The sequence below is a fragment of the Mycobacteriales bacterium genome (assembly GCA_035690485.1).
Classification (GTDB): Bacteria; Actinomycetota; Actinomycetes; order JAFAQI01; family DASSKL01; genus DASSKL01.
Genome location: DASSKL010000094.1, coordinates 66,362 through 85,756 on the forward strand (window position 1 = coordinate 66,362; position 19,395 = coordinate 85,756).

The 19,395-nt window shown below is 70.4% G+C and carries 15 protein-coding genes; 6 read left to right on the plus strand and 9 right to left on the minus strand.

All coding sequences use genetic code 11. The annotated features are described in order from the left end of the window. Positions 1-10 precede the first annotated feature (10 nt). The 3 genes from VFJ21_14495 to VFJ21_14505 are packed head-to-tail and all read left to right on the plus strand — an operon-like array spanning position 11 to position 4,608. The gene (locus tag VFJ21_14495) at positions 11-2,428 is read left to right on the plus strand and encodes a DNRLRE domain-containing protein (protein HET7408329.1); all 2,418 of its coding nucleotides are present in this window, start codon (positions 11-13) and stop codon (positions 2,426-2,428) included. 7 nt (positions 2,429-2,435) lie between these two features. Continuing rightward, positions 2,436-4,007: an aminoglycoside phosphotransferase family protein gene (locus VFJ21_14500; GenBank protein ID HET7408330.1), complete on the plus strand. Its 1,572-nt coding sequence runs from the start codon at positions 2,436-2,438 to the stop codon at positions 4,005-4,007. Positions 4,008-4,020: 13 nt separating this feature from the next. After that, entirely contained in the window at positions 4,021-4,608 is a 588-nt protein-coding gene (locus VFJ21_14505; protein ID HET7408331.1) for a sigma-70 family RNA polymerase sigma factor, read from the plus strand. 30 nt (positions 4,609-4,638) lie between these two features. On the opposite strand, the gene VFJ21_14510 is transcribed toward VFJ21_14505, so the two are convergent. Beyond that, positions 4,639-6,195, minus strand: coding sequence for a malectin domain-containing carbohydrate-binding protein (locus VFJ21_14510; GenBank protein ID HET7408332.1), 1,557 nt, complete (start codon positions 6,193-6,195; stop codon positions 4,639-4,641). 197 nt (positions 6,196-6,392) lie between these two features. Here VFJ21_14510 and VFJ21_14515 point away from each other — a divergent pair, with 197 nt between their 5' ends. Then, the gene (locus VFJ21_14515) at positions 6,393-7,580 is read left to right on the plus strand and encodes a glycosyltransferase family 4 protein (protein HET7408333.1); all 1,188 of its coding nucleotides are present in this window, start codon (positions 6,393-6,395) and stop codon (positions 7,578-7,580) included. Here VFJ21_14515 and VFJ21_14520 read toward each other — a convergent pair. From VFJ21_14520 to VFJ21_14530, 3 genes are all read right to left on the minus strand, one after another. Continuing rightward, a complete protein-coding gene (locus tag VFJ21_14520; protein HET7408334.1) occupies positions 7,496-8,422 on the minus strand; it encodes a glycosyltransferase family A protein in 927 nt (308 codons plus the stop codon). The genes VFJ21_14515 and VFJ21_14520 overlap by 85 nt on opposite strands. A gap of 20 nt (positions 8,423-8,442) precedes the next feature. Beyond that, on the minus strand, positions 8,443-11,493 hold the full coding sequence (locus tag VFJ21_14525) for a glycosyltransferase family 2 protein (GenBank protein HET7408335.1): 3,051 nt from the start codon (positions 11,491-11,493) through the stop codon (positions 8,443-8,445). A gap of 96 nt (positions 11,494-11,589) precedes the next feature. Then, positions 11,590-12,702 carry a glycosyltransferase family 2 protein gene (locus tag VFJ21_14530; GenBank protein HET7408336.1) on the minus strand — a complete coding sequence of 371 codons (1,113 nt, stop codon included), beginning with the start codon at positions 12,700-12,702 and terminating at the stop codon, positions 11,590-11,592. Between the two features lie 325 nt (positions 12,703-13,027). Between VFJ21_14530 and VFJ21_14535 the strand changes: the two genes are divergently transcribed. Further along, a complete protein-coding gene (locus tag VFJ21_14535; GenBank protein HET7408337.1) occupies positions 13,028-14,017 on the plus strand; it encodes a glycosyl hydrolase in 990 nt (329 codons plus the stop codon). A gap of 15 nt (positions 14,018-14,032) precedes the next feature. Here VFJ21_14535 and VFJ21_14540 read toward each other — a convergent pair whose 3' ends face one another. The 4 genes from VFJ21_14540 to VFJ21_14555 all read right to left on the minus strand — a co-directional run bounded on the left by VFJ21_14540 (position 14,033) and on the right by VFJ21_14555 (position 16,368). Next, positions 14,033-14,461 (minus strand): hypothetical protein, encoded by a 429-nt coding sequence (locus VFJ21_14540; protein ID HET7408338.1) that lies wholly within the window; start codon positions 14,459-14,461, stop codon positions 14,033-14,035. Between the two features lie 80 nt (positions 14,462-14,541). After that, entirely contained in the window at positions 14,542-15,099 is a 558-nt protein-coding gene (locus VFJ21_14545) for a sigma-70 family RNA polymerase sigma factor (protein ID HET7408339.1), read from the minus strand. Then, complete coding sequence (locus VFJ21_14550) at positions 15,096-15,425, minus strand: hypothetical protein (protein ID HET7408340.1); 330 nt, start codon at positions 15,423-15,425, stop codon at positions 15,096-15,098. Before VFJ21_14550 ends, VFJ21_14545 begins: the two co-directional genes overlap by 4 nt. Positions 15,426-15,666: 241 nt before the next feature. Continuing rightward, the gene (locus tag VFJ21_14555; protein ID HET7408341.1) at positions 15,667-16,368 is read right to left on the minus strand and encodes a response regulator transcription factor; all 702 of its coding nucleotides are present in this window, start codon (positions 16,366-16,368) and stop codon (positions 15,667-15,669) included. 654 nt (positions 16,369-17,022) lie between these two features. Between VFJ21_14555 and VFJ21_14560 the strand changes: the two genes are divergently transcribed. Continuing rightward, positions 17,023-17,673: a response regulator transcription factor gene (locus VFJ21_14560; GenBank protein HET7408342.1), complete on the plus strand. Its 651-nt coding sequence runs from the start codon at positions 17,023-17,025 to the stop codon at positions 17,671-17,673. Positions 17,674-17,761: 88 nt separating this feature from the next. Here VFJ21_14560 and uvrB read toward each other — a convergent pair. After that, positions 17,762-19,395: excinuclease ABC subunit UvrB (gene uvrB, locus VFJ21_14565; GenBank protein ID HET7408343.1), on the minus strand; the 1,634-nt coding region annotated here is incomplete at its 5' end.

Below are 19,395 nucleotides of genomic sequence, written 5' to 3' on the forward strand. Positions count from 1 at the left end.
ACGGATGCCTGTGGGTGCGGTAGCACACACCCGGTTCCGGCGAGCCGTGATCATCGTGGCGGTTGCCGCGCTGATTCCCGTGATGACCCACGTGGTCGGCAACGCGGCCACCGGCAACGTCGGCTACCAAGGCCCGTCGTACGCCGGCGTCGCCGCCACGCATCCGGAGGCAGCGACCTCGGACAAGCCCGAGAGCAAGCTCTGGTACGCCGGGAGCACGTGGTGGGCGGACATGTGGTCCACCGCCTCGTCGCAGTTCCACATCTGGCGTTACGACCGCGCCAACACGCAGTGGGTCGACACCGGCGTGGCGCTCGACCGCAGGAACACCTCGGACGCGGACACGCTCTGGGACGGCCAGCACCTGTTCGTCGCCTCCCACGTGCGGGCCGCCGACTCGGCGAGCAACGTCACGGGGCAGCCCGCCTACCTCTACCGATACTCGCTGAGCAACGGGTCGTGGACGCCCGACGCCGGTTACCCGGTCGCCATCAACAACGTGTCGTCCGAGTCGATGACCATCGACAAGGACTCGACCGGGCGCCTGTGGGCGACCTGGACCCAAGCGAGCAAGGTGATGCTGGCCGTGAGCTCCAGCCCGGTCGACGGCACCGGGACGGTGACCTGGTCCGCGCCGTTCACCCCGAAAGTCACCGGCGCCTCGAACCTCAAGCCGGACGACATCTCCGCGATCGTGGCCTTCGCCGGCAACAAGATGCTCGTGATGTGGAGCAACCAGAACGACGCGGCGATGTACTACGCCACCCGCAACGACAGCACGAAGTACCCGACGAGCTGGCAAGGCGGCACGGCGGTGAAGCGCCCGTACGTCGCCGATGACCACATCAACCTGAAGAGCCTGCAGTCCGACACCACGGGCCGGGTGTGGGCCGCGGTGAAGACCAGCCTGGGCGACCCGACGAACGCGAACGGTTCGGACCCGCTGCTCAACCTCATGCTGTTCAAGCCTGGCACCGGGTCGTGGACCTCGTACACGTTCAGCACCGTCGCCGACAACATGACCCGCCCCATCGTGATGCTCGACGAGCAGAACCAGATGGTGCACATGTTCGCCACCGGGCCCACCCCCGACAGCTACTACAACGGCGCGGGCACGATCTACGAGAAGACGACGAGCATGGCCAACCCGTCGTTCGCGCCGGGCTTCGGCACCCCGGTGATCCAGCAGGCCGGGTCGGCGTACATGAACAACGTGACCGGCAGCAAGCAGCCGGTCAACGACAGCACCGGCCTGGTCGTCCTGGCCAGCAACGAGAGCACGCAGTACTACTGGTGGTCGGACGAGAGGCTGCCGGGCCCGGCGCCCTCGCCGTCCCCGACGCCGAGTCCAACGACTTCCGGCGGGAGCACGCTGACGTTCCCGGTCACCGACGATGCGACCATCGCGTCGGGCCAGCCGTCCACCAACTTCGGGGCCGACACCCGCCTCGTGGCCGACCAGTCGCCACTGACCAACTTCCTGCTGCGGTTCGACCCCGAGGCGCCGGGCTGCACGCTCGTGAGCGCCACCCTGCAGCTCACCGACGGCACGTCCACCTACGACGACTCACCCACGGGCGGCAACTTCTACACGGCCGCGGCGAACTGGTCGGAGAGCACCGTCACCTGGAACACCGCACCGGCGAGCGCGCAGTTCACCGGCTCGATCGGGACGGTGGCCCTGGGGCAGACCTACACCCTCGACGTGACGCCCTACGTGACGGTCAACCAGCCGGTCGCCTTCCGCGTGGCCAAAGCGGACACCGAGGGAGTCAAGTACTTCTCCAAGGAAGGCTCGGCGCAGCACGAGCCGCGGCTGCTGGTGACCTGCGCCGGGTCGACGGCCTCGCCCACGCCGACCCCGACCGACTCCCCGACTCCCACGCCCACCCCGACGCCGACTCCCACGCCGACCCCGACGCCCACGCCCACGCCCACCCCGACCCCGACCAGCCAGTCGCTCTCCTTCGCGGTGACCGACGACGCCACGATCGTGCAGGGCAGTGGCGACACGAGCTACGGCAGCACGTCGCGGCTCGGCGCGGACCAGTCGCCGATGACCGACTTCCTCGTCCGCTTCAACCCGCAGACCAGTGCCTGCACCACGGTGCTCAGCGCCCAGATCCAGATCACCGACGGCACCTCGACCTACGACGACTCCCCCACGGGCGGCAACTTCTACGTCACCAGCGCGAACTGGTCGGAGTCACAGGTGACCTGGAACAACGCCCCGGCCGCGGGAAGCCTGGTCGGCTCGATCGGGGCGGTGGCACTGGGTCAGACCTACACCCTCGACGTGACTCCGTACGTGACGCTCAACCAGCCGGTCGCCTTCCGCATCGCCAAGGCGGACACCGAGGGAGTCAAGTACTTCTCCAAGGAAGGCTCGGTGCAGTACGAGCCGCGACTGCTCCTGACGTGCAGCTGACATGACAGTGAGCGAGGCGTCCCCGTGCCCCGCCCAACGGCCCGCGGCCGACGCGTCGCCCGGGGGTGTTCACACCGGCCTCGACTGGCGCTTCCTGCTCGGCGTCGCCCGGCTCGGCCGGGTGGCCCTCGTGGGCCCGCACGACGACGCCGAGGTCGCCGCACTGGGCGAACTCGCCGAAACGGTGGACCGCTACCGCAGCGTCACCACCCTGGGCGACAGCGTCGCGGCGTACGACGTAGTGTCCGCGCGGGACGTGCCGGCCGGCGCCGCTGCACTCCTCCTGTTCGAGATGCGACCCGGCGGCTGGCTACACGTACAGCCGACGTCGAGCCGCGCCGCCGTCAGGTGGGCGGCCGCGCTGCGCCGGCTCGGCGAAGTGCCGACGTCCGTCTGGCACGCGCCGTCAGCGGCAGCTCGCTCCTACCTCGTCCCGCTGGACACGGGGGGCGGCGTTCGCCATGTGCTGACCCGCTACGACGGCGTGCGGGCCGATCAGGCCCGGGCGAGCGCCGCCCGGCTGGCTCTCCGGCTCGGCGCACGCCGGGTCGTACTGCGGGACCGCAGCGTGGTCGCTCACCGGGCCGACGAGAGGGCGCAGGATCTGGTTCGCGGCTACCTCGCGCGGCAGGACGGCAACCGGCTGCCGGAGTGGACCGCCGCCGCGGGCCTCGCCCCCGTCTACCTCACCCCGAAGTTCCCGTCCTCCCGGCACGTGATCGCGATGCTCGTGGAGGCCGGCAGCGGCCGGCCACGGCTCGTCGCGAAGCTGCCGCGTCACCCAGGTGACCGAGGTCCCATCGAGCGCGAGGCCCGGCTGCTGCGCCACCTGCCGACGACTGCCCCTGCGCCCGCCCTGATCGCCCTGGACGAGCACGACGGACAGCCGCTGTTGCTGCAGTCGGTCGTGACCGGCCGACCGCTGAGCCCGCGGCAGGTGCGCCGAGACCCGGGCGAGGCCATCGCACTGGGCCTGGAGCTCCTCCGCCGGCTGCCGGTCACCCGAACGACCTCCAACGACCCCGGGTGGTGGGATCGGCTTCTGGCGGAGCCTCTTACCGGTTTCGCCGACCTGCAGCCCGACGAACGTCCGCTCGTCGAGCGCACCCTCCGCGCACTCGCACCACTGCGCGGCGCGGTGCTGCCTCTCGTGGTCGAGCACGGCGACCTCAGCCACCCGAACCTGCTCGTCCGTGACGGCCGGCTGCACGCCGTCGACTGGGAGCTCGGCGAGATGTCGGGCCTGCCCGGACACGACCTCACGTTCTTCCTGCAGTACGTCGCCGAGGCCCGCGACGGGACCGCGACGCCGGCGCAGCAGTGCGCTGTGTTCGACTCGGCGTTCCTCACCCGGTCGGGATGGGCGCGCACCGCGCTCACTCGCTACCTGCGCAACCTGTCCGTCGACGAGGAGCTGCTGCCTGCGCTGGTCGTCGCCTCCTGGGCACGTCGCGCCACGGCCCGCGTCGCGAGCGTCACGAGCCCCGATCTGCCACCTCGGGGCCGTCCCCTCGACCCCCTGGTCGGCGTTCGCGAGCTGATGCTGTGGCGCTACGCCGTCCGGCACCTCGACTGCTGAGAAGGGTGCGCAGATGGCGGCAACCCGCACGCGCCACCGCAGGCGCCTGCGCCGCTCGCAGGTGATCCGGCTGCTCAGCCAGGCGGCCACGGGGCACGAGATCGCGCGCAAGGAGCTGCTGGCGGAGTACGCCGACCTCATGCGCACGATTGCGGAAGACCACCGGCTGCCGCCGGAGGTGGTGCGCGACGTCGTTCAGACCACGTTCGCCGCGCTGCTGACCAGCGTGCGCCGGGGCGAGCCCCCGGACAACGTGGGCGTGTGGCTGGCTCATTCGGCCCGGCGGACGTCCCTGCTGCTGCGGGCCACGGTGAGCGGCCCCGAGCCGGTCGTCGACCACCATCTCGCCACCCGCCTCGTCGAGCATGCCGCGCCGGACGCGCCGACGAACGACCCGCGGCTGCAGCACGTCGTCGCCCAGGAGTTCCGTCGACTCACCCCGAGCAGCCAGACGCTGCTGCGGCTGCTGATGCACGACCCGCCCCGCTCCTACGCGGAGATCTCGGCCGCACTCGACATCCCGACCGGGAGCATCGGCCCGACCCGCCAGCGCAGCCTCGCGGTGCTGCGTGCAGCGGTCGAGCGGGAGATGTCACGATGACACCTCCCGCTCGACTCCACGGTCCAGAGGTCAGAGTGCGGTGACCTGGATCCCGTCGACCTTCGGGTGATCGACGCTGGCGGTGAAACCAAGGTTCAGGACCCCGTCGGTCACGTTGACATCGAAGCTGATCTCGAGTGCCCGGAAGCCGCCGACCAGCTTGTAGATGTCGATGTTGCTGACAGCGGGCTGGCCTTCGGCGGTGACGCTGAAGATCCGCTTACCGGCCGCCGTCCAGTAGATCTCGGCGAGGTCGAGCGTCACCCGGTAGACCCCCGCCTGCGGCACCGGGATCGCGTAGCCGGACATGCCGGCCCGCTCGGACTGGAACGCCTGCTGATCCTTGGCACCGGCGATGCCGTGCGTCGTCGAGTAGGTGAACCCGCCGGAGTAGTCGGTGTCCGACGACCAGACGGCACCACCCGGCCCGGTGTAACCGGTCGAACCGGCGTTGATCCGTACCGAGAACGGCGTGCCGCCTGTCGTCGTCGTGGTCGTCGTGGGTGACGGGGACGGCGAGGTGGTCGTGCTCGTCGGGGACGGGGACGGCGAGGTCGTCGTCGTCGTGGGTGACGGGGACGGGGAGGTCGTCGTCGTGGACCCGGCCCGCGCCGACAGGTACGACGTGTTGGCCGCAGTCTTGAACGAGCTCAGCGAGGAGCTCGACGAGTCGAGGTACCACAGGTTGGAGCTGCGCTTGTCGAACCAGCAGACCGCCTCGATCGACGGGAACGTCGACTGCAGCGCAGCGGCGGCGTCAGTGATCCACTGCGCCTTGCTGCCGCCGTTCTCGGTGCTGGCGAACTCCGGGATGATGATCGGCTTGGTCGCCGCGTAGTTCTGGTAGATCGGCGACATGATCTTGGCGAAGCTCTGCCACGACGACCAGGACGCGTTGGTGCCCCAGTTGTAGCCGTCGATGCCGACCCAGTCGACGTAGTTGTCACCGGGGTAGTAGTTGGTCCAGTGGTTCCAGCTCTGGTTGGGCACGTCGGACGCGTTCGGGCACCACACCCACGCGACGTTCTTCACTCCCTGCGCGGCGAAGACGTCGTGCACGTGCCGCCACGCCGCGATGTACTTCGCCGGGCTGTCGGAGTTGTGGCTGCCGTCCCACGGGTACCAGTTGCCGTTCATCTCGTGCATGAAGCGCAGGAAGATCGGCTTGCCGAACGCCTTGATGGACTGCGCGTGACTGATGATCACCGAGTCCTGCGAGCCGTTGGCGATCTGGTCGAGCGTGAGGTTCCAGGGCTCCCACGTGATCAGCGGGACCCGGCCGTTCGCCACGTCGGTCGACTCCGAGGAGCCCGGGAAGCTGTTCGTCCAGCTGTAGAAGTGGACGTCGATCGCGAACGTGCGACCGATCTGGGACTCGCGGGTGCTCATCTCCGCCTGGGTCGCGGAACCGTCGCCGTTGAGGTCGACGTAGGCACCGACCATGGCACCTGACGCCGGCGACAGCAGCGCGGTCGGCCGGGTCGCTGCACGAGCGGCGGTCGAGGTGGTGGCGACCACCGCGGACACCGCGAGGCCCAACATCACCACCAGCGCCGTGATCAGCAGCAGGACGCGGTTTCGGGACATGCGAGATCTCCTTTGTCCGAGTACCACGCCGGGGGCTGACGTGGCTCGGGGTGGGAGGTCGGAGGTCCCGCCAGGGCCCTTGAGGAAAGCCCCGACATCTGTATCAGGACGAGCGCCGCGACCTTCTGTTTCCACGGAGACGGACCAACGGTCGGCGCCTGGGGGGCGGGCCGGTGCCGCCGACGAAGGGATGGCACGTGCCGGGCAAACGGGCACCGATCGGTCAGCCGGACCGGACAAGGGTGCTGGTGGTCGGGCAGTCGCCCCCCCTCGTCGGCGGCATCGCGTCCTACGTGGGAGAGCTGGTCTCCGATCCGACAGTCTCGGGCGCGGTCGACCTGCGGACCCTGGACACACCGCCGGCCGCCGGCACCACGCTGGGCACCCCGACCCGGGCCAACATCACCCGCTCGCTCCGCCACGTCCGTGCGGTGCACCGGGCCGCCCGCGCAGTCGACGTGGTGCACCTGAACTTCGCCGCTGCGCCGCTGTTCCCCATGTTGCGCGCCACGGCCTGCGCCACGGCGGCGCGACTCGCCGGCGCCCGGGTGATCCTGCACGTGCACACGGGCCGGGTGGCCGAGCAGTGCCGCGACCCGCGCTACCGGATGCTGATGCGGATGGCCGGCCGCGCGTGCGCCCGCGTCGTGGTGCTGACTCCCGACGACGAGGCCGCACTGGCCGCGCTGGGCATCAACCCGGTCCGCCTGCGCAACGGAGTCAATCTGGCGCGCTTCGCCACGCCCCGCGCTGCGCCATCCGTGCCCACGCTGCTCTACGCCGGAACGTTGGCGGCGAGCAAAGGGCTGCTCGACCTGCGCGACGCGCTACGCCTGCTCGCCGACCGGCCCGGAGGGCCGCCGCGGCTGCAGGTCGTCGTCGTCGGCGACTCCCGCCAGGACGCTCCGGGCGCCGACGCGCGAATGCGCCGGGAGCTGGCCGGCTGCGGGGTGCCAGTCGAGTTCGTGGGGGCTATGCCGCGCGACGACGTACGCCGGATGCTCACGGCCGCCACCGCCCTGTGCCTGCCGTCTCACTCGGAAGGCGCGCCGCTGTCGGTGCTCGAAGCCATGGCCGCCGGCGTGGCGGTGGTGGCCACCGACGTCGGCGCGGTCGGCGAGATGCTCGACGGCGGCCGCGCCGGCTACCTGGTGCCGGCACGAAACCCGCGGGCACTCGCGGCCGCCCTGGCTCGTGCATGTACCGACGAGACCGACCGGGCCCGCCGCGAGACGTGCGCCCGGTCTCGCGTCGCTGACCGCTACGACCTGCGCGAGACCCTCCGCGACGTCGTCGCACTCTACGAGGAGGTCGCCGCCACGCCCGACGCGAGGCGGGCTCGCAGCCGCCCCATCCCCCGACCCACGGCGTACGGCACGCCGTAGCCGGCGACGGTCCGCAGCAACGGCAACGTCGGCACCGTCTCGCGGGACATCCGCCAGATCGCCCGCGCCGCAGGCATATTCCCGGCGGCCAGGAGCGCGAGGGCGAAGTGGACGTCGTGGCGGGCGCGCACCCGGGCTCGCTCACCGGCCGGGACAGCGGCGAGCGACAGCTCCCGGGCAAGCACCCGCAACGTCGCGGCATAGACCAGCGGCAGGTTCTTGCTGTACGACCCGGCCCGGTCGCGGTAGTCCACCAGGGGCTCCTCGAGCACCGCGATCGGCGTCCGGCGGGCGCAGCGCAACCACAGGTCCCAGTCCTCGGCGCCGTCGACCGTCGAGTCGAAACCGCCGAGGTCGGTCAGCAGGGCACGCCGGCCGAGCACACTCGTCGTGGGGAACAGGCAGCCGAACAGCAGCTCGCCGTGCCCGGCGACCCGCACACCGGGTTCCAACCGGCGGCCGCGGTGAGTCCGCGGCAACGCCGCACCGGTGCCGGCGCAGGCCACGACCGCCAGCTCGGGACACCGGCGCAGCAGGTCGAGCTGGCGCGCGAGCTTGCCCGGTTTCCAGCGGTCGTCGGCGTCGAGGAACCCGATCCACTCCTGTGAGCAGGCGGCGAGGCCGCGGTTGCGTGCAGCGGCCGGCCCGCGGTTGTCCTGGCGGATGAGCCGCACGCCGGGAAGGGCGGCAACGACGTCGCCGGTGCCGTCGTGCGAGCCGTCGTCGACCACGACGACCTCACGGGGAGCGGGCCGCTGGGCCTGGGCCGACAGGACGGCGGCGGCGATCGTGCGCCGCGCCTGGTAGGCGGGGATCACGACGCTGACCGGCGCTGCCGCCACCGGCTGCCCTCCTTGCCCGGTCAGGGCGCCGGCCGTGGCCGGGCCGCCACGGACACCTCGTAGCGGTCGACGCTGAGGTCCGGTCCGATCTGGCGGTGGTCGAGCCGCACGAGGTGCGTCGCAAGGTAGCCGGCGAGATCGCGGTGCAGCTCGAGGCTGCCGTACGGTCCCCAGATCATCCACAGCGTGGCGCCCGGCTGCTGCGGCAACATCTTCGGCACCGCGGACTCGGCCGACCGGGCCGCGACGTAGGGCAGGCGCCGGGCGTCCGGCAGGTAGAACGACAGTGGTTCCACGTCGAAGGCGGGCGCCACCACGACGACGTCACCGGCGACCCGGTGCGCGTCGATGTACGCCGCTGCGCCGCGGAAGTCTTCACGCATCGGGTTGGTCGAGCTGTAGCTGGACCACAGCGTCAGCACCAGCGACGCACCGACGGCGATGGCGAGCGCGGTGGTGAGCCGCCGCGCGGTGATGTGCAGCACATGGGCGAGCAGGATCAGCGTCGGGACGGCGGCGGCGGTGAGGTAGCGCTGGTACCACGCCCCCTTGTCGAACTCCGTGAAGATGAAGACACCCACCACCTGGCTGACCAGCCAGATCGACAGGAATGTCACCGCCCGGCTGCCCGGCCGTTGGGGAGCGACGCGCCGGTGCACGACCGACTTGAAGACCAGCAGGGGCCACACGCCCGTGATCGCCGCCGCGACGGCAGCCACGATCGTCACGGACTGGTAGCCGATGACGAACGTCGTGGCGAAGACCAGGATGCCGACGACGTAACCCAGCGCCCCGACGTGCTGGAGGGCGTTGCCTCCACCGTTGGTCAACCCGCCGAGGCCAGCCGCATGGAGACGGTCCGTGTAGAGCACGGCCACCCACGGGGCGAACGCCACCGCGGGGATCGTCATCGCGCCCAGCCAGTGCAGATACGTGCGGCGCGGCGCGCGCTGCACGAGCATCCAGACCACGTGGATCGGCACCATCAGCAGCGCGTAGTAGTGGACGTAGCACGACACCGCCATCAGGCCGCCGTAGGCGAGCCAGCGGCCGGCCCCCCCGCGCTCCACGGCCCACATCAGCGCCAGCAACGAGGCGAGCACGGCGACCAGCAGCATCGGGTACATCCGCGCTTCGTCGCTGTGCCACACCAGGAACGGCGCCGTCGAGGTCATCCCGGCTGCGATCAGCGCGGTGCGCGGGTTGAGCAGCCGCCGGGCGACGGCGTACATCAGCGGTACGGCGACCGCACCCAGCAAGACCGACGGCAGGCGCAGCGAGAACACCGACGTGCCGGCGACCTGCACCCAACCGTGCATCATCATGTGGTAGAGCGGCACGTGCACGTTGGACGACAGCAGGTAGTCCCAGAGGGCGTGCAGCGGCAGCTGTGACTGCCACGCGGTCGCCGACTCGTCGAGCCGCATCGACTGGGTGTCGATCAGCGCCAGCCGCACCCCGAGCCCGAGCGCGGTGAGGCCGGCCACCCACAGCAGTGCATGCCTCGGCATCGTCAGCCGCCGCGGCGATCGGGTCGGGGCGAGGGCGAGCTCGGGTAGCAAGAGCGACTTGCCGTCCGGCGGTTGCGGCGCCGTGACCCGACCCGGCCAGGCCTGCCCCAGGGAGATGCGGCCCCGCAACGCCGGCACCCGCTCGAGCGTCTCCCGCAGGGCGACCTTCGTGATGCCCCACAGCAGCAGGAGGTTGATGCAGCCCCACGCGATGTTGGTAGCGGTCCGCGCGGTGAACGGCCGGGTCGCTCCCCCGACGGCGATCGCGGTCACCGTGAGCACGGCGGCGCCGACCGTCACCCAGGCCAGCCGGGGCGGCCCCTCCTCCTCGTCACGGGCTCGGCCGGTGACGTGGAAGTGGGCCATGCGACGCGTCGCCGCAGCAAGGGCCGCCGTGACGTAGACCGGGAACGCGCCGAACGTGTACCGCAGGTGCGACGGCCGCAGCTGGTCGCCGAGCCCGAGACGCAGGGTGAGCAGGCCGAGGCCGAAGTAGGGCGCGTAGAACAGCACGAAGCTGCCACTGCTGGCCGAGAAGGCGCTGAGTCCGAACAGCAGGTAGAGGATCGGCAGCACGACGTAGACGGTGGTGGCCAGCCCGATCAGGTAGAACGTCGTGGCGAGCAGGTACTGCATCCGCTGGACGAGCGTCAGGCCGCGCCGCAGCGGCTCTGCGCGGAACAGCGCGTCGATCGACCCACGGGCCCAGCGCGCCTGCTGCCGGAAGTACGACGCGAGCGTGTCGGGTCCGAGGCCCGTCGCCAATGCGTAAGGGAAGTAGACCGAGCGCCAGCCCGCCCGGTGCAAACGCATCGACGTGACGAAGTCCTCGACGACGCTGTCCTCGACGAAGCCGCCTACGCCACGCAACGAGGACCGGCGCATCATCATGTTGGTGCCGCAGCAGAACACGGACTCCTGGCCGTTCTTGCCGCGGCAGATGGGACCGTAGAACACCGCCTGCTGCTCGTAGGCGCCGCGGGCTACCTCGTTGTCTCGTGCATTGCCGTAATACTGCGGGGTCTGCACGAGAGCGATCGAGCCGTCCTCGAAATAGCCGACCAGCTGGCTGAGGAAGTCGCGCTCGGGGACGTGGTCGGCGTCGAAGACGGCGATGAGGTCGCCGCTGGTCGACGCCAGCGCGTTGTTCAGGTTGCCGGCCTTCGCCCCCCGGTTGTCCGGCCGGGTGAGATAGTCCGCACCGCACAGCGATGCGACGAGCCGGACCTCGGGACGCCGGGCGTCGTCGAGCACGTAGGTACGGTGCGGGACGTCCATCGCCACAGCCGCTCGGACCGTCCGGGCGATGACCCGCAGCGGTTCGCCGCACGTCGGCACGAACACGTCGATGTCGAACCGCGTCCAGTCCCGCGGAGGCATCTCGATCTTGCTGGCCCAGACGTTGGTCCAGAGACCGAGCGAGTGCACGAGCGTGAAGGCCTCCGCGGTGGCCAGCGCAGCGAACAGCGCGCGGTTGCCGATGTGGCCGGGCAGCGCCCACCAGCCGATGTATGCCGCCGCAACGACGAAGTTGACGACGACGAGGGCGCGGATCCGCACCGAGGACCGCAGGACGAGGCGAGGCTCTGGGACCGGTTCGCGCTGATCGACGTCGGTGGGCCAGGCGGCAACCCGAGTAGCTGTCCGCACGACCGGTCAGCGCTCCACGCGGTGTGCACTGACCAGAGACCAGCCGGGCGCCGGCCGGTGCTCGGGTACGGCCGGCTGTGTCTCGGCGTCGCCGGGCAGCCGCACCTCGACGGGAATCTCGACCTGCTCGGTATACGGCACGTGGCTCGCATGCTGCCCGACCAACAGCTCTGCAATCAGGCCGGTGAGCACCAGCTGCAGCCCGGCAATGCAACCCAGCACCGAGATCTCCAACAGCGGCCGGCCGCCGATGGCCGCGCCGGCGATCGCCTTGTCGGTGCCGAGGTACATGAGCGTTCCGACGCTCGGGAGCAGCAACGCGATGCCGATGCTCCCGAAGAAGTGCATCGGGCGCCGGACGTAGCGGGTGACGAAGACGGCAGTCACCAGGTCCAGCGCCCCACGCACGTAGCGCTCGAGGCCGTACTTCGACCGTCCGTGCCCGCGCGGGAAGTGGTTGACCGGCTTCTCCGTCACCCGGTACCCGCGCCAGAACGCGAGCACCGGCAGGTAGCGGTGCATGTCGCCGTAACAGCTGTCGGCTATCTCCTGGGCGCAGTCGCGGGTGTAGGCCTTGAGCCCGCAGTTGAAGTCGTGCAGGGGCAGCGACGACGCCCGCCGGGTGACGGCGTTGAACAGCTTCGAGGCGAGCCGCCGGCGCAGCGGGTCCTGGCGCCGCCGTTTCCAACCGCTGATCGCGTCGTAACCGTGCTCGAGAGCCAGGATCAGTTCGGGGATCTCCTGCGGGTCGTCCTGCAGGTCAGCGTCAATCGTGACGACGAAGCGACCCCGGGCCACGCGGAACCCGGTGGCCAGCGCCGCTGCCTTGCCGAAGTTGCGGCGCAGCGTCACGAGCCGGGCCGGCTCCCGTTCGCTCAGCAGCTGGCTGATCTTCGCCACCGACGCGTCCGTGCTGCCGTCGTCGACGTAGACCACCTCGAAGGTCCGGCCGGCCTCGCCGAGCACTGCAGCGACTTGGTGGTAGAGCGGCTCGACGGTCATCTCCTCGTCGTGCACTGGCACCACGACCGTGACGTCGATGCCGAAACCATCCGGTTCGGCCGTGCGCGGCCCGCGCGCCCCGGCGTACCCGCCCGGCCGGCCGTCCGGCGAGTCCACGTGCATCGTTGCCCCCTACTGCTGCATCGCCCTTTGCGGGATGGAGACTCCGCGGGGAGCCCGACTGATACAGCGTTGCCGGATACGGCTGAGGACTTGACAGCCGATGACGGGCGACGGACGGTCGTCCCCTTCACAGCTCCGGTCTGCGCCGGTCGAAGGGACGGTCGTGCCGCGCTGGGTCACGTGGACAGCAGTAGGGCTCGCGGTGTCCTGCGCGCTCGCGGTGGGAGGCGTCCTGATCGCTGGTGCGGGCGAGCCCGCTGCACCGGCGACGCAAGGGCGGCACGGACTGCCGCCCGCCACCGGGCCAGGCGCCGCAGACGTGTCGACACACACTTCCGCAACGCACCGAAGTCCGCTCGAGCGCCTCATCCGACCGGCGGCGCCCTACCTCGGCATCAGCCTGCCCGAGGGGCCGCGAGACCTCGCGGCGGTCGACCTGCTGGGCCAGCTCGCCGGCCACCGGCCGAACCTACTCGAGTACTTCGAGCCCTGGACGGAACCGATCAACCTCGAGTGGGCCCGGGCCACGTGGGCGGCAGGCCTGCTGCCCTTGCTCACCTGGGAACCCTGGGACCCGTGGAACCGAGGGCCCGACGGGACCCCGCGATTCGACCAGCCCGACTACACCCTCGCGATGCTGAGCTCCGGGCGCTACGACGCGTACATTCGCACCCAGGCGATAGCGCTGCGCGACCTCGGCACGCCCGTCGCCTTGCGCTTCGCGCACGAGATGAACGGCTACTGGTACCCCTGGGGGGTCGCCACCCAGGGGGCCGGCAACAGCGCGGCCGCCTACGTGCGGGCATGGCGCCACGTGTGGCAGATCTTCCACGACGCGGGCGCGGCGAACGTGATCTGGGTCTGGTCGGTCAACGTGGTCTCCGGCGCGCCGCGCGTCCCGCTCGCCTCGGTCTATCCCGGCGACCGCTACGTCGACTGGGTCGGCCTTTCGGGCTATCTCGACAACGCAGTCACGAGCTTCGAGGCCGAGTACGCCGACACCTTGGCGCAGCTGCGGCGCTTCGCCGGCGACAAACCATGGCTGATCGCCGAGACCGGCGCATCGGCTTCCGACCCGGCGACGCGAGCGGCCGAGATCGACTCGCTCTTCACCGGCGTTCGCGACAACCCGGAGTTCATCGGGCTCGTCTGGTTCGACCACGCGACGCCGAAGGCCGACTGGCGCTTCGAGAACCACCCCACGACCCTGGAGGCATTTCGCAGCCAGGTCGCCGCGGGCGGGTTCGGCACGCTCCCGGTGCCGAAGCCGACCGCGACCGGACCGTCGACCCGCGTCAGCGCGCCGTGAGGCAGCCGGTGGCGGTCAGAGCTGAATCCACGCCGTGCGCACCCGGGTCTTCTCGCACCCGCGCTTGGTCACGAGAAGGCTGACCAACCCGGTCCCGACCCCGGATAGCCGCGCGCAGCCGTCCTGGTCGGTGACGGCATGAATCGGCGGACCGCTGCGTCGCAGGGCGAGGTCGTACTCCTCGGCCGGGCTCACCCGCACCAGCGCAGTGAGCGCCGGCGCATCGCGCCACACCTGCAGGACCACGGTCAGCTTCTCCCCACCGAACTCCAGCCGGCGTACGCGCAGATCACCGCCGTCGGGCTCCAGCAGGCTGTCGAAGAGGATGCCCGCTACCGGGACGCCCGGCTCGCGGCGGTCGAAGACCGCGTGCGCCGCGCGGCGCACCCCTTCCGGGACGCTGTCGATGACTGCCTCCCCTCGCGAGCTTTCCCGTGCACTCACGGTAGTGCAACAAGAGGATCACTCGCGAGGGCAGATACGCCCCCTTGATGCAGCGTCGCGATACTTCCTGCGGAGCCGGCTTACTCCACGAGCGCGACTCGCAGCCGGGCGACGCAGCGGCCGCGGGTCGGGCCGATGCTGCCGATCGGGATCCCGAGCCGCTGGGAGATCTCGTCGTACGACAGCGAGGGGTCGGCCAGCAGCATGTCCATGACCTGCCGCCACCTGCGAGGCAGGGATTCGATCGCCCGCGACAGCTCGTCGCTGCGCTCGCGACGCAGCAACGCGGCGGCGACGTCCTCCTGCTCGACCGCCTGCTCGAGCAGCGCGTCGTCTCCCAGGACCACCCGGTTGCGGTACGCGAGGGCACGCAGGCACTCGCGACGGGCGGTGGTCGCGAGCCAGGCCCCGACGCGGGCGCCGTCATGCACGCCGTCGATGTGCTCGAGCAGCCGCAACCATGTCGTCTGCACGACGTCGGCGGCGTCCGACTCGCTCAGCCGGAAGCCGCGCGCGATCGACCACAGCAAGCCGACGTACCTGTCGACGAGCTCGTCCCATGCGGGCCGACTGCCTGCGGCCGCAGCGGACACGAGCGCAGCGACCTCGTCGTCGATCAGCGAGTCGGTCGGCGTCATATCTCACGCTCCAAAGCCGCAGCTGTAGCCGGGAGGCCAGGGCGGAAGTCGGACGAGCAGCGGACGCCCAGGTCGGACTCCGGGGGTGCCCCTCGGCGCCAGTCCTCCACGCGGCGCGCGCGGTGGATCTCGGCGAGCAGGGTCCGTACAACCCACCCGCTCAACGACCAGCCGTCCAGGCACCAGGCAGGCGGGCTGTCGAGCAGCTCCAGCAGCCTGATCACCGTGACCTCGCAGGCGGCCGTAGCCGCCTCCGGGCTCAGTCCGGCGCTGCGCGCCATGTGCCAGGCATCCTGCAGGTAGGCGTCGGTCAGGACCTGCCACACGGCGTGATCGAGACTCTGAGGCTGCGAGGCGTCGCTGCTCTGCGCCATCTTGGCCCCCCCTGTTGGGAAAGTACTCGACGGATCTCACCGGACGACCGCTTCGTAACTTCTGGCGTGCGACCAATATCACCTGCCAGTGCTGCGTTTTCACGGGTCCGGGAAGCAGAGGGGCCTCCTGCATCAGACCGGTGTACGCCGACTGCATGAGGAGGCTCAGGCCGTGATTGCCGCGACGTCCCGATCAGTGACGTTGGGCCACCTGGCCGGCCGACCCCGACCATCCGGTGACTTCGAACGCCTCGCGGGCCACCGCTGCGGCAGCGAGCTGGCTATGGACGCCTAGCTTGTCCATGGCACGGCTGACGTGCGTGCGCACGGTGTGCGGCGACAGGTGCAGGCGCCTGGCTATCGCGCGGCGGGTGTAACCCGACGCCATCAAGGTGAGCACCTCACGCTCCCTGTCGGTGAGCTGCCGCATCAGGTCGCTGCGGCGCTCGCGGGCCTGCTGCTGCTGGTGCACGTGCTGGAGCACGGCAATGGCCAGGTTCGTCGGCAGCACCGTCTGCTGGTCGGCCACCCGCAGGATCGCGTCGTAGAGCTCCTCGGGTCCCTGGCTCTTGTGCACGAAACCCAGGGCTCCTGCCAGCAGCACGCGTGCGATCGTCGCGGGCTCGTCACACTCCCCCATGGTCAGCGCGGCCAACGGCTTGCCGAGGTTGCTCAGCGCCTCGAGCACCTCGACGGTGTCGGCGACACGCTCCGTTGCGAGGTCGAGAACGACGACGTCGGCGCCTTGGCTTCGCACGAGCCGCACCAGCTCATCACCGTTGCGTCCGATCAGGGCGCTCGCAATCTCCGGTTGGCGCTCGAGGAAGTTCTGCAACGCGTCACGCAGCACGCGTTGCCCATCACACAGGACAACGCGCAAGCCGCCCACCGTCACGATCTCCCCCCGGGCATGGCGGTCACTCCTGTCCGGCAATACATGAAATCTCAATGCCAGAAATCATCGTCCCCGAGAGCGCAGCCCGCCTACTGCAAGTTGCGTATTTCTGGCGCGACGATCATCGTTCGTGCGTTTTGCGGTAAAAATCACTTATCGCCTGTATTACTTGGCGGGAATATCGACATTAAGGAGGCCTGTACGGGCTGCGCGGCAGGCCACGGCGCACGCGGCGTTCAGACCTGGTGGCTCACCACAGCCGGCGCGGTGCACCGTTTTCACCCGTGCGCTCGCCCGCCCACGGATGTACCAAAAAAACCGACGAATTCCATCCACCTGGTGCACGCGTCGATGGCGTCGGCGCTGGACCAGGAACGTTGCCAATCGTCCACCTCGGGCTTCGGCTCCGGTCGTGTCCGAGCCATCAGTTGCCAGAGGCCGCCGAGCCAACCTAGGCTTGGCGGTCCCGCGGTAAGGCAACGATCCCGGCCTAACGTCGCCGGCGCAGTTGTCGCTCCAGCCCTCGGCGACGCCCCCCTCGGACGGGCAAGGGAGAGCCTGATGCGACCTATCGGCGGCACCGTAGATGCAGACAGTCGTCGCGTGGCGGCGTTGCCGCACCATCCCGCGACGGACGAACGCTAGGCGCCACCCTTGCCTGCGGCGCGTGTGTCGGTGGTGCTGGCCACGAGGCTGCTGCTGCTGGGCGGCACGCTGGCGCTGGCGCTCGAGGACCAAGCCGCCTTCCTGGTGACCGTGCTGCACCCCGACGACCCGCAGCTGCGGTCGCGCTGCGCGGACGTGGGTGCGGATGTCGTGGTGCTCGAGATGACCGATCCGCAGACGTGGCGCGCACGGATGTCCGACCTTGCCGGACTTGCCGGCTGCCGGGTGATCGCCCTCGCGCAGGCGCCGCAGATAGGCGCGGTCGCCGAGGCGATGAGCAGCGGGGCGTACGGCTTCATCACGGTCAACGACTCGATCGCACGGGTGCGGGCCGCCATCCAGGACGTGTGCGCGGGCGGCTACGCACTGCCGCGCCTCGCCGCGAGCCGCCCGGCACCGGCGTCGCCGGCAGGACTCAACCCGCGGGACCGGCTGACTGTTCGAGAGACACAGGTCCTGCGCCTGCTCGCCGAAGGCCGCAACACCACCGAGATCGCCGCCGAGATCGGCGTGTCGATCAACACCACGCGCACCCACGTTCAGAACATCCTGGCCAAGCTCGGGGTTCATTCGCGGCTGGAGGCGGCAGCCTATGCCGCCAACAACGGCCTGGCCGCCGACAACACCGGGGCCGCCTGACCAAGAGGTCACGACGTCGCGCCGTACGGCGTCCCCGCCGCGCACCGTCTGGGCCGGATCGACCGGCCTTCCGCTCGGGGCCGAGATGTCAGCGGACGCCGGCCCCATCCATGGCTCGGAGCTCGCGCTTGAGCTCGTTGACCTCGTCGCGCAGCCGCGCGGCCAGCTCGAACTGCAGCTCCTCGGCGGCGGCGTGCATCTGGTCCTGCAGCTGCTGGATCAGCTGGGCCAGGTCGTGCCGCGGCATGCCGGCCAGCTCGGCGGCGTGCTTGCCGGCGCTCTCACTGCGTGAGGCCATGCCGGGCAACGGCGTCTTGCCCCGCGACTGCTGCCGGCCCGACCCGCCGATCAGCTCGTCGCTCGCGGTGTCGCGGACGATGTCGTCGAGGATGTCGGCGATCCGCTTGCGCAGCGGCTGCGGGTCGAGGCCCTTCTCGGTGTTGTAGGCGACCTGCTTCTCGCGCCGGCGGTTGGTCTCGCCGATCGCCCGCTCCATCGAGGGGGTGATGGCGTCGGCGTACATGTGCACCTCGCCGGACACGTGCCGGGCGGCGCGCCCGATGGTCTGGATGAGCGACTTGTCGGACCGGAGGAAGCCCTCCTTGTCCGCGTCGAGGATCGAGACCAGCGACACCTCGGGGAGGTCCAGCCCCTCGCGGAGCAGGTTGATGCCGACGAGCACGTCGTAGTCGCCCATCCGCAGCTCGCGCAGCAGCTCGACCCGGCGCAGCGTGTCGACCTCGCTGTGCAGGTAACGCACCCGCACCCCGTGCTCGAGCAGGTAGTCGGTGAGGTCCTCGGCCATCTTCTTGGTCAGCGTCGTGACCAGCACCCGCTCGTCGCGGCCGGCCCGCTCCTTGATCTCGTGCATGAGGTCGTCGATCTGGCCCTTGGTGGGCTTGACGACGACCAGCGGGTCGACCAGGCCGGTCGGCCGGATGATCTGCTCCACCACGCCGTCGGAGCGCGACAGCTCGTAGTCGCCCGGGGTCGCGGACAGGTAGACGGTCTGCCCGATCCGCTCCAGGAACTCCTCCCACTTCAGCGGCCGGTTGTCCATGGCGCTGGGCAGCCGGAAGCCGTGCTCGACGAGCGTGCGCTTGCGGCTCATGTCGCCTTCGTACATGCCGCCGATCTGCGGCACCGTGACGTGCGACTCGTCGATGACGAGCAGGAAGTCGTCGGGGAAGTAGTCGAGCAGCGTGTGCGGCGGGGTGCCCGGCCCGCGGCCGTCGATGTGGCGCGAGTAGTTCTCGATGCCGGAGCAGAAACCGACCTGGCGCATCATCTCGATGTCGTAGGTCGTGCGCATGCGCAGCCGCTGTGCCTCGAGCAGCTTGCCCTGCCGCTCCTGCGCGGCGAGCCGCTCCTCGAGCTCGGCCTCGATGCCGGCGATCGCCCGCTCCATGCGCTCCGGCCCGGCGACGTAGTGGGTGGCCGGGAAGATCATGGCGCTGTCGTCCTCGCTGACGACCTCGCCGGTGAGCGGGTGCAGGGTGGTCAGGCGCTCGATCTCGTCACCGAACATCTCGATGCGGACGGCGAGCTCCTGGTAGACCGGGAAGACCTCGATCGTGTCGCCCCGCACCCGGAACGTGCCGCGGGTGAACGCGAGGTCGTTGCGGGTGTACTGCACGTCGACGAACTTGCGGAGCAACGTGTCACGGTCGATCACCTGGCCGCGCTCGAGCTGCACGCACCGGTCGACGTACTCCTGCGGCG

Excerpts from the sequence above, each read along its gene's own strand:
- VFJ21_14505 (HET7408331.1), top strand. The coding sequence starts at position 4,021 with ATGGCGGCAACCCGCACGCGCCACCGCAGGCGCCTGCGCCGCTCGCAG.
- VFJ21_14510 (HET7408332.1), bottom strand. The coding sequence starts at position 6,195 with ATGTCCCGAAACCGCGTCCTGCTGCTGATCACGGCGCTGGTGGTGATG.
- VFJ21_14545 (HET7408339.1), bottom strand. The coding sequence starts at position 15,099 with ATGACGCCGACCGACTCGCTGATCGACGACGAGGTCGCTGCGCTCGTG.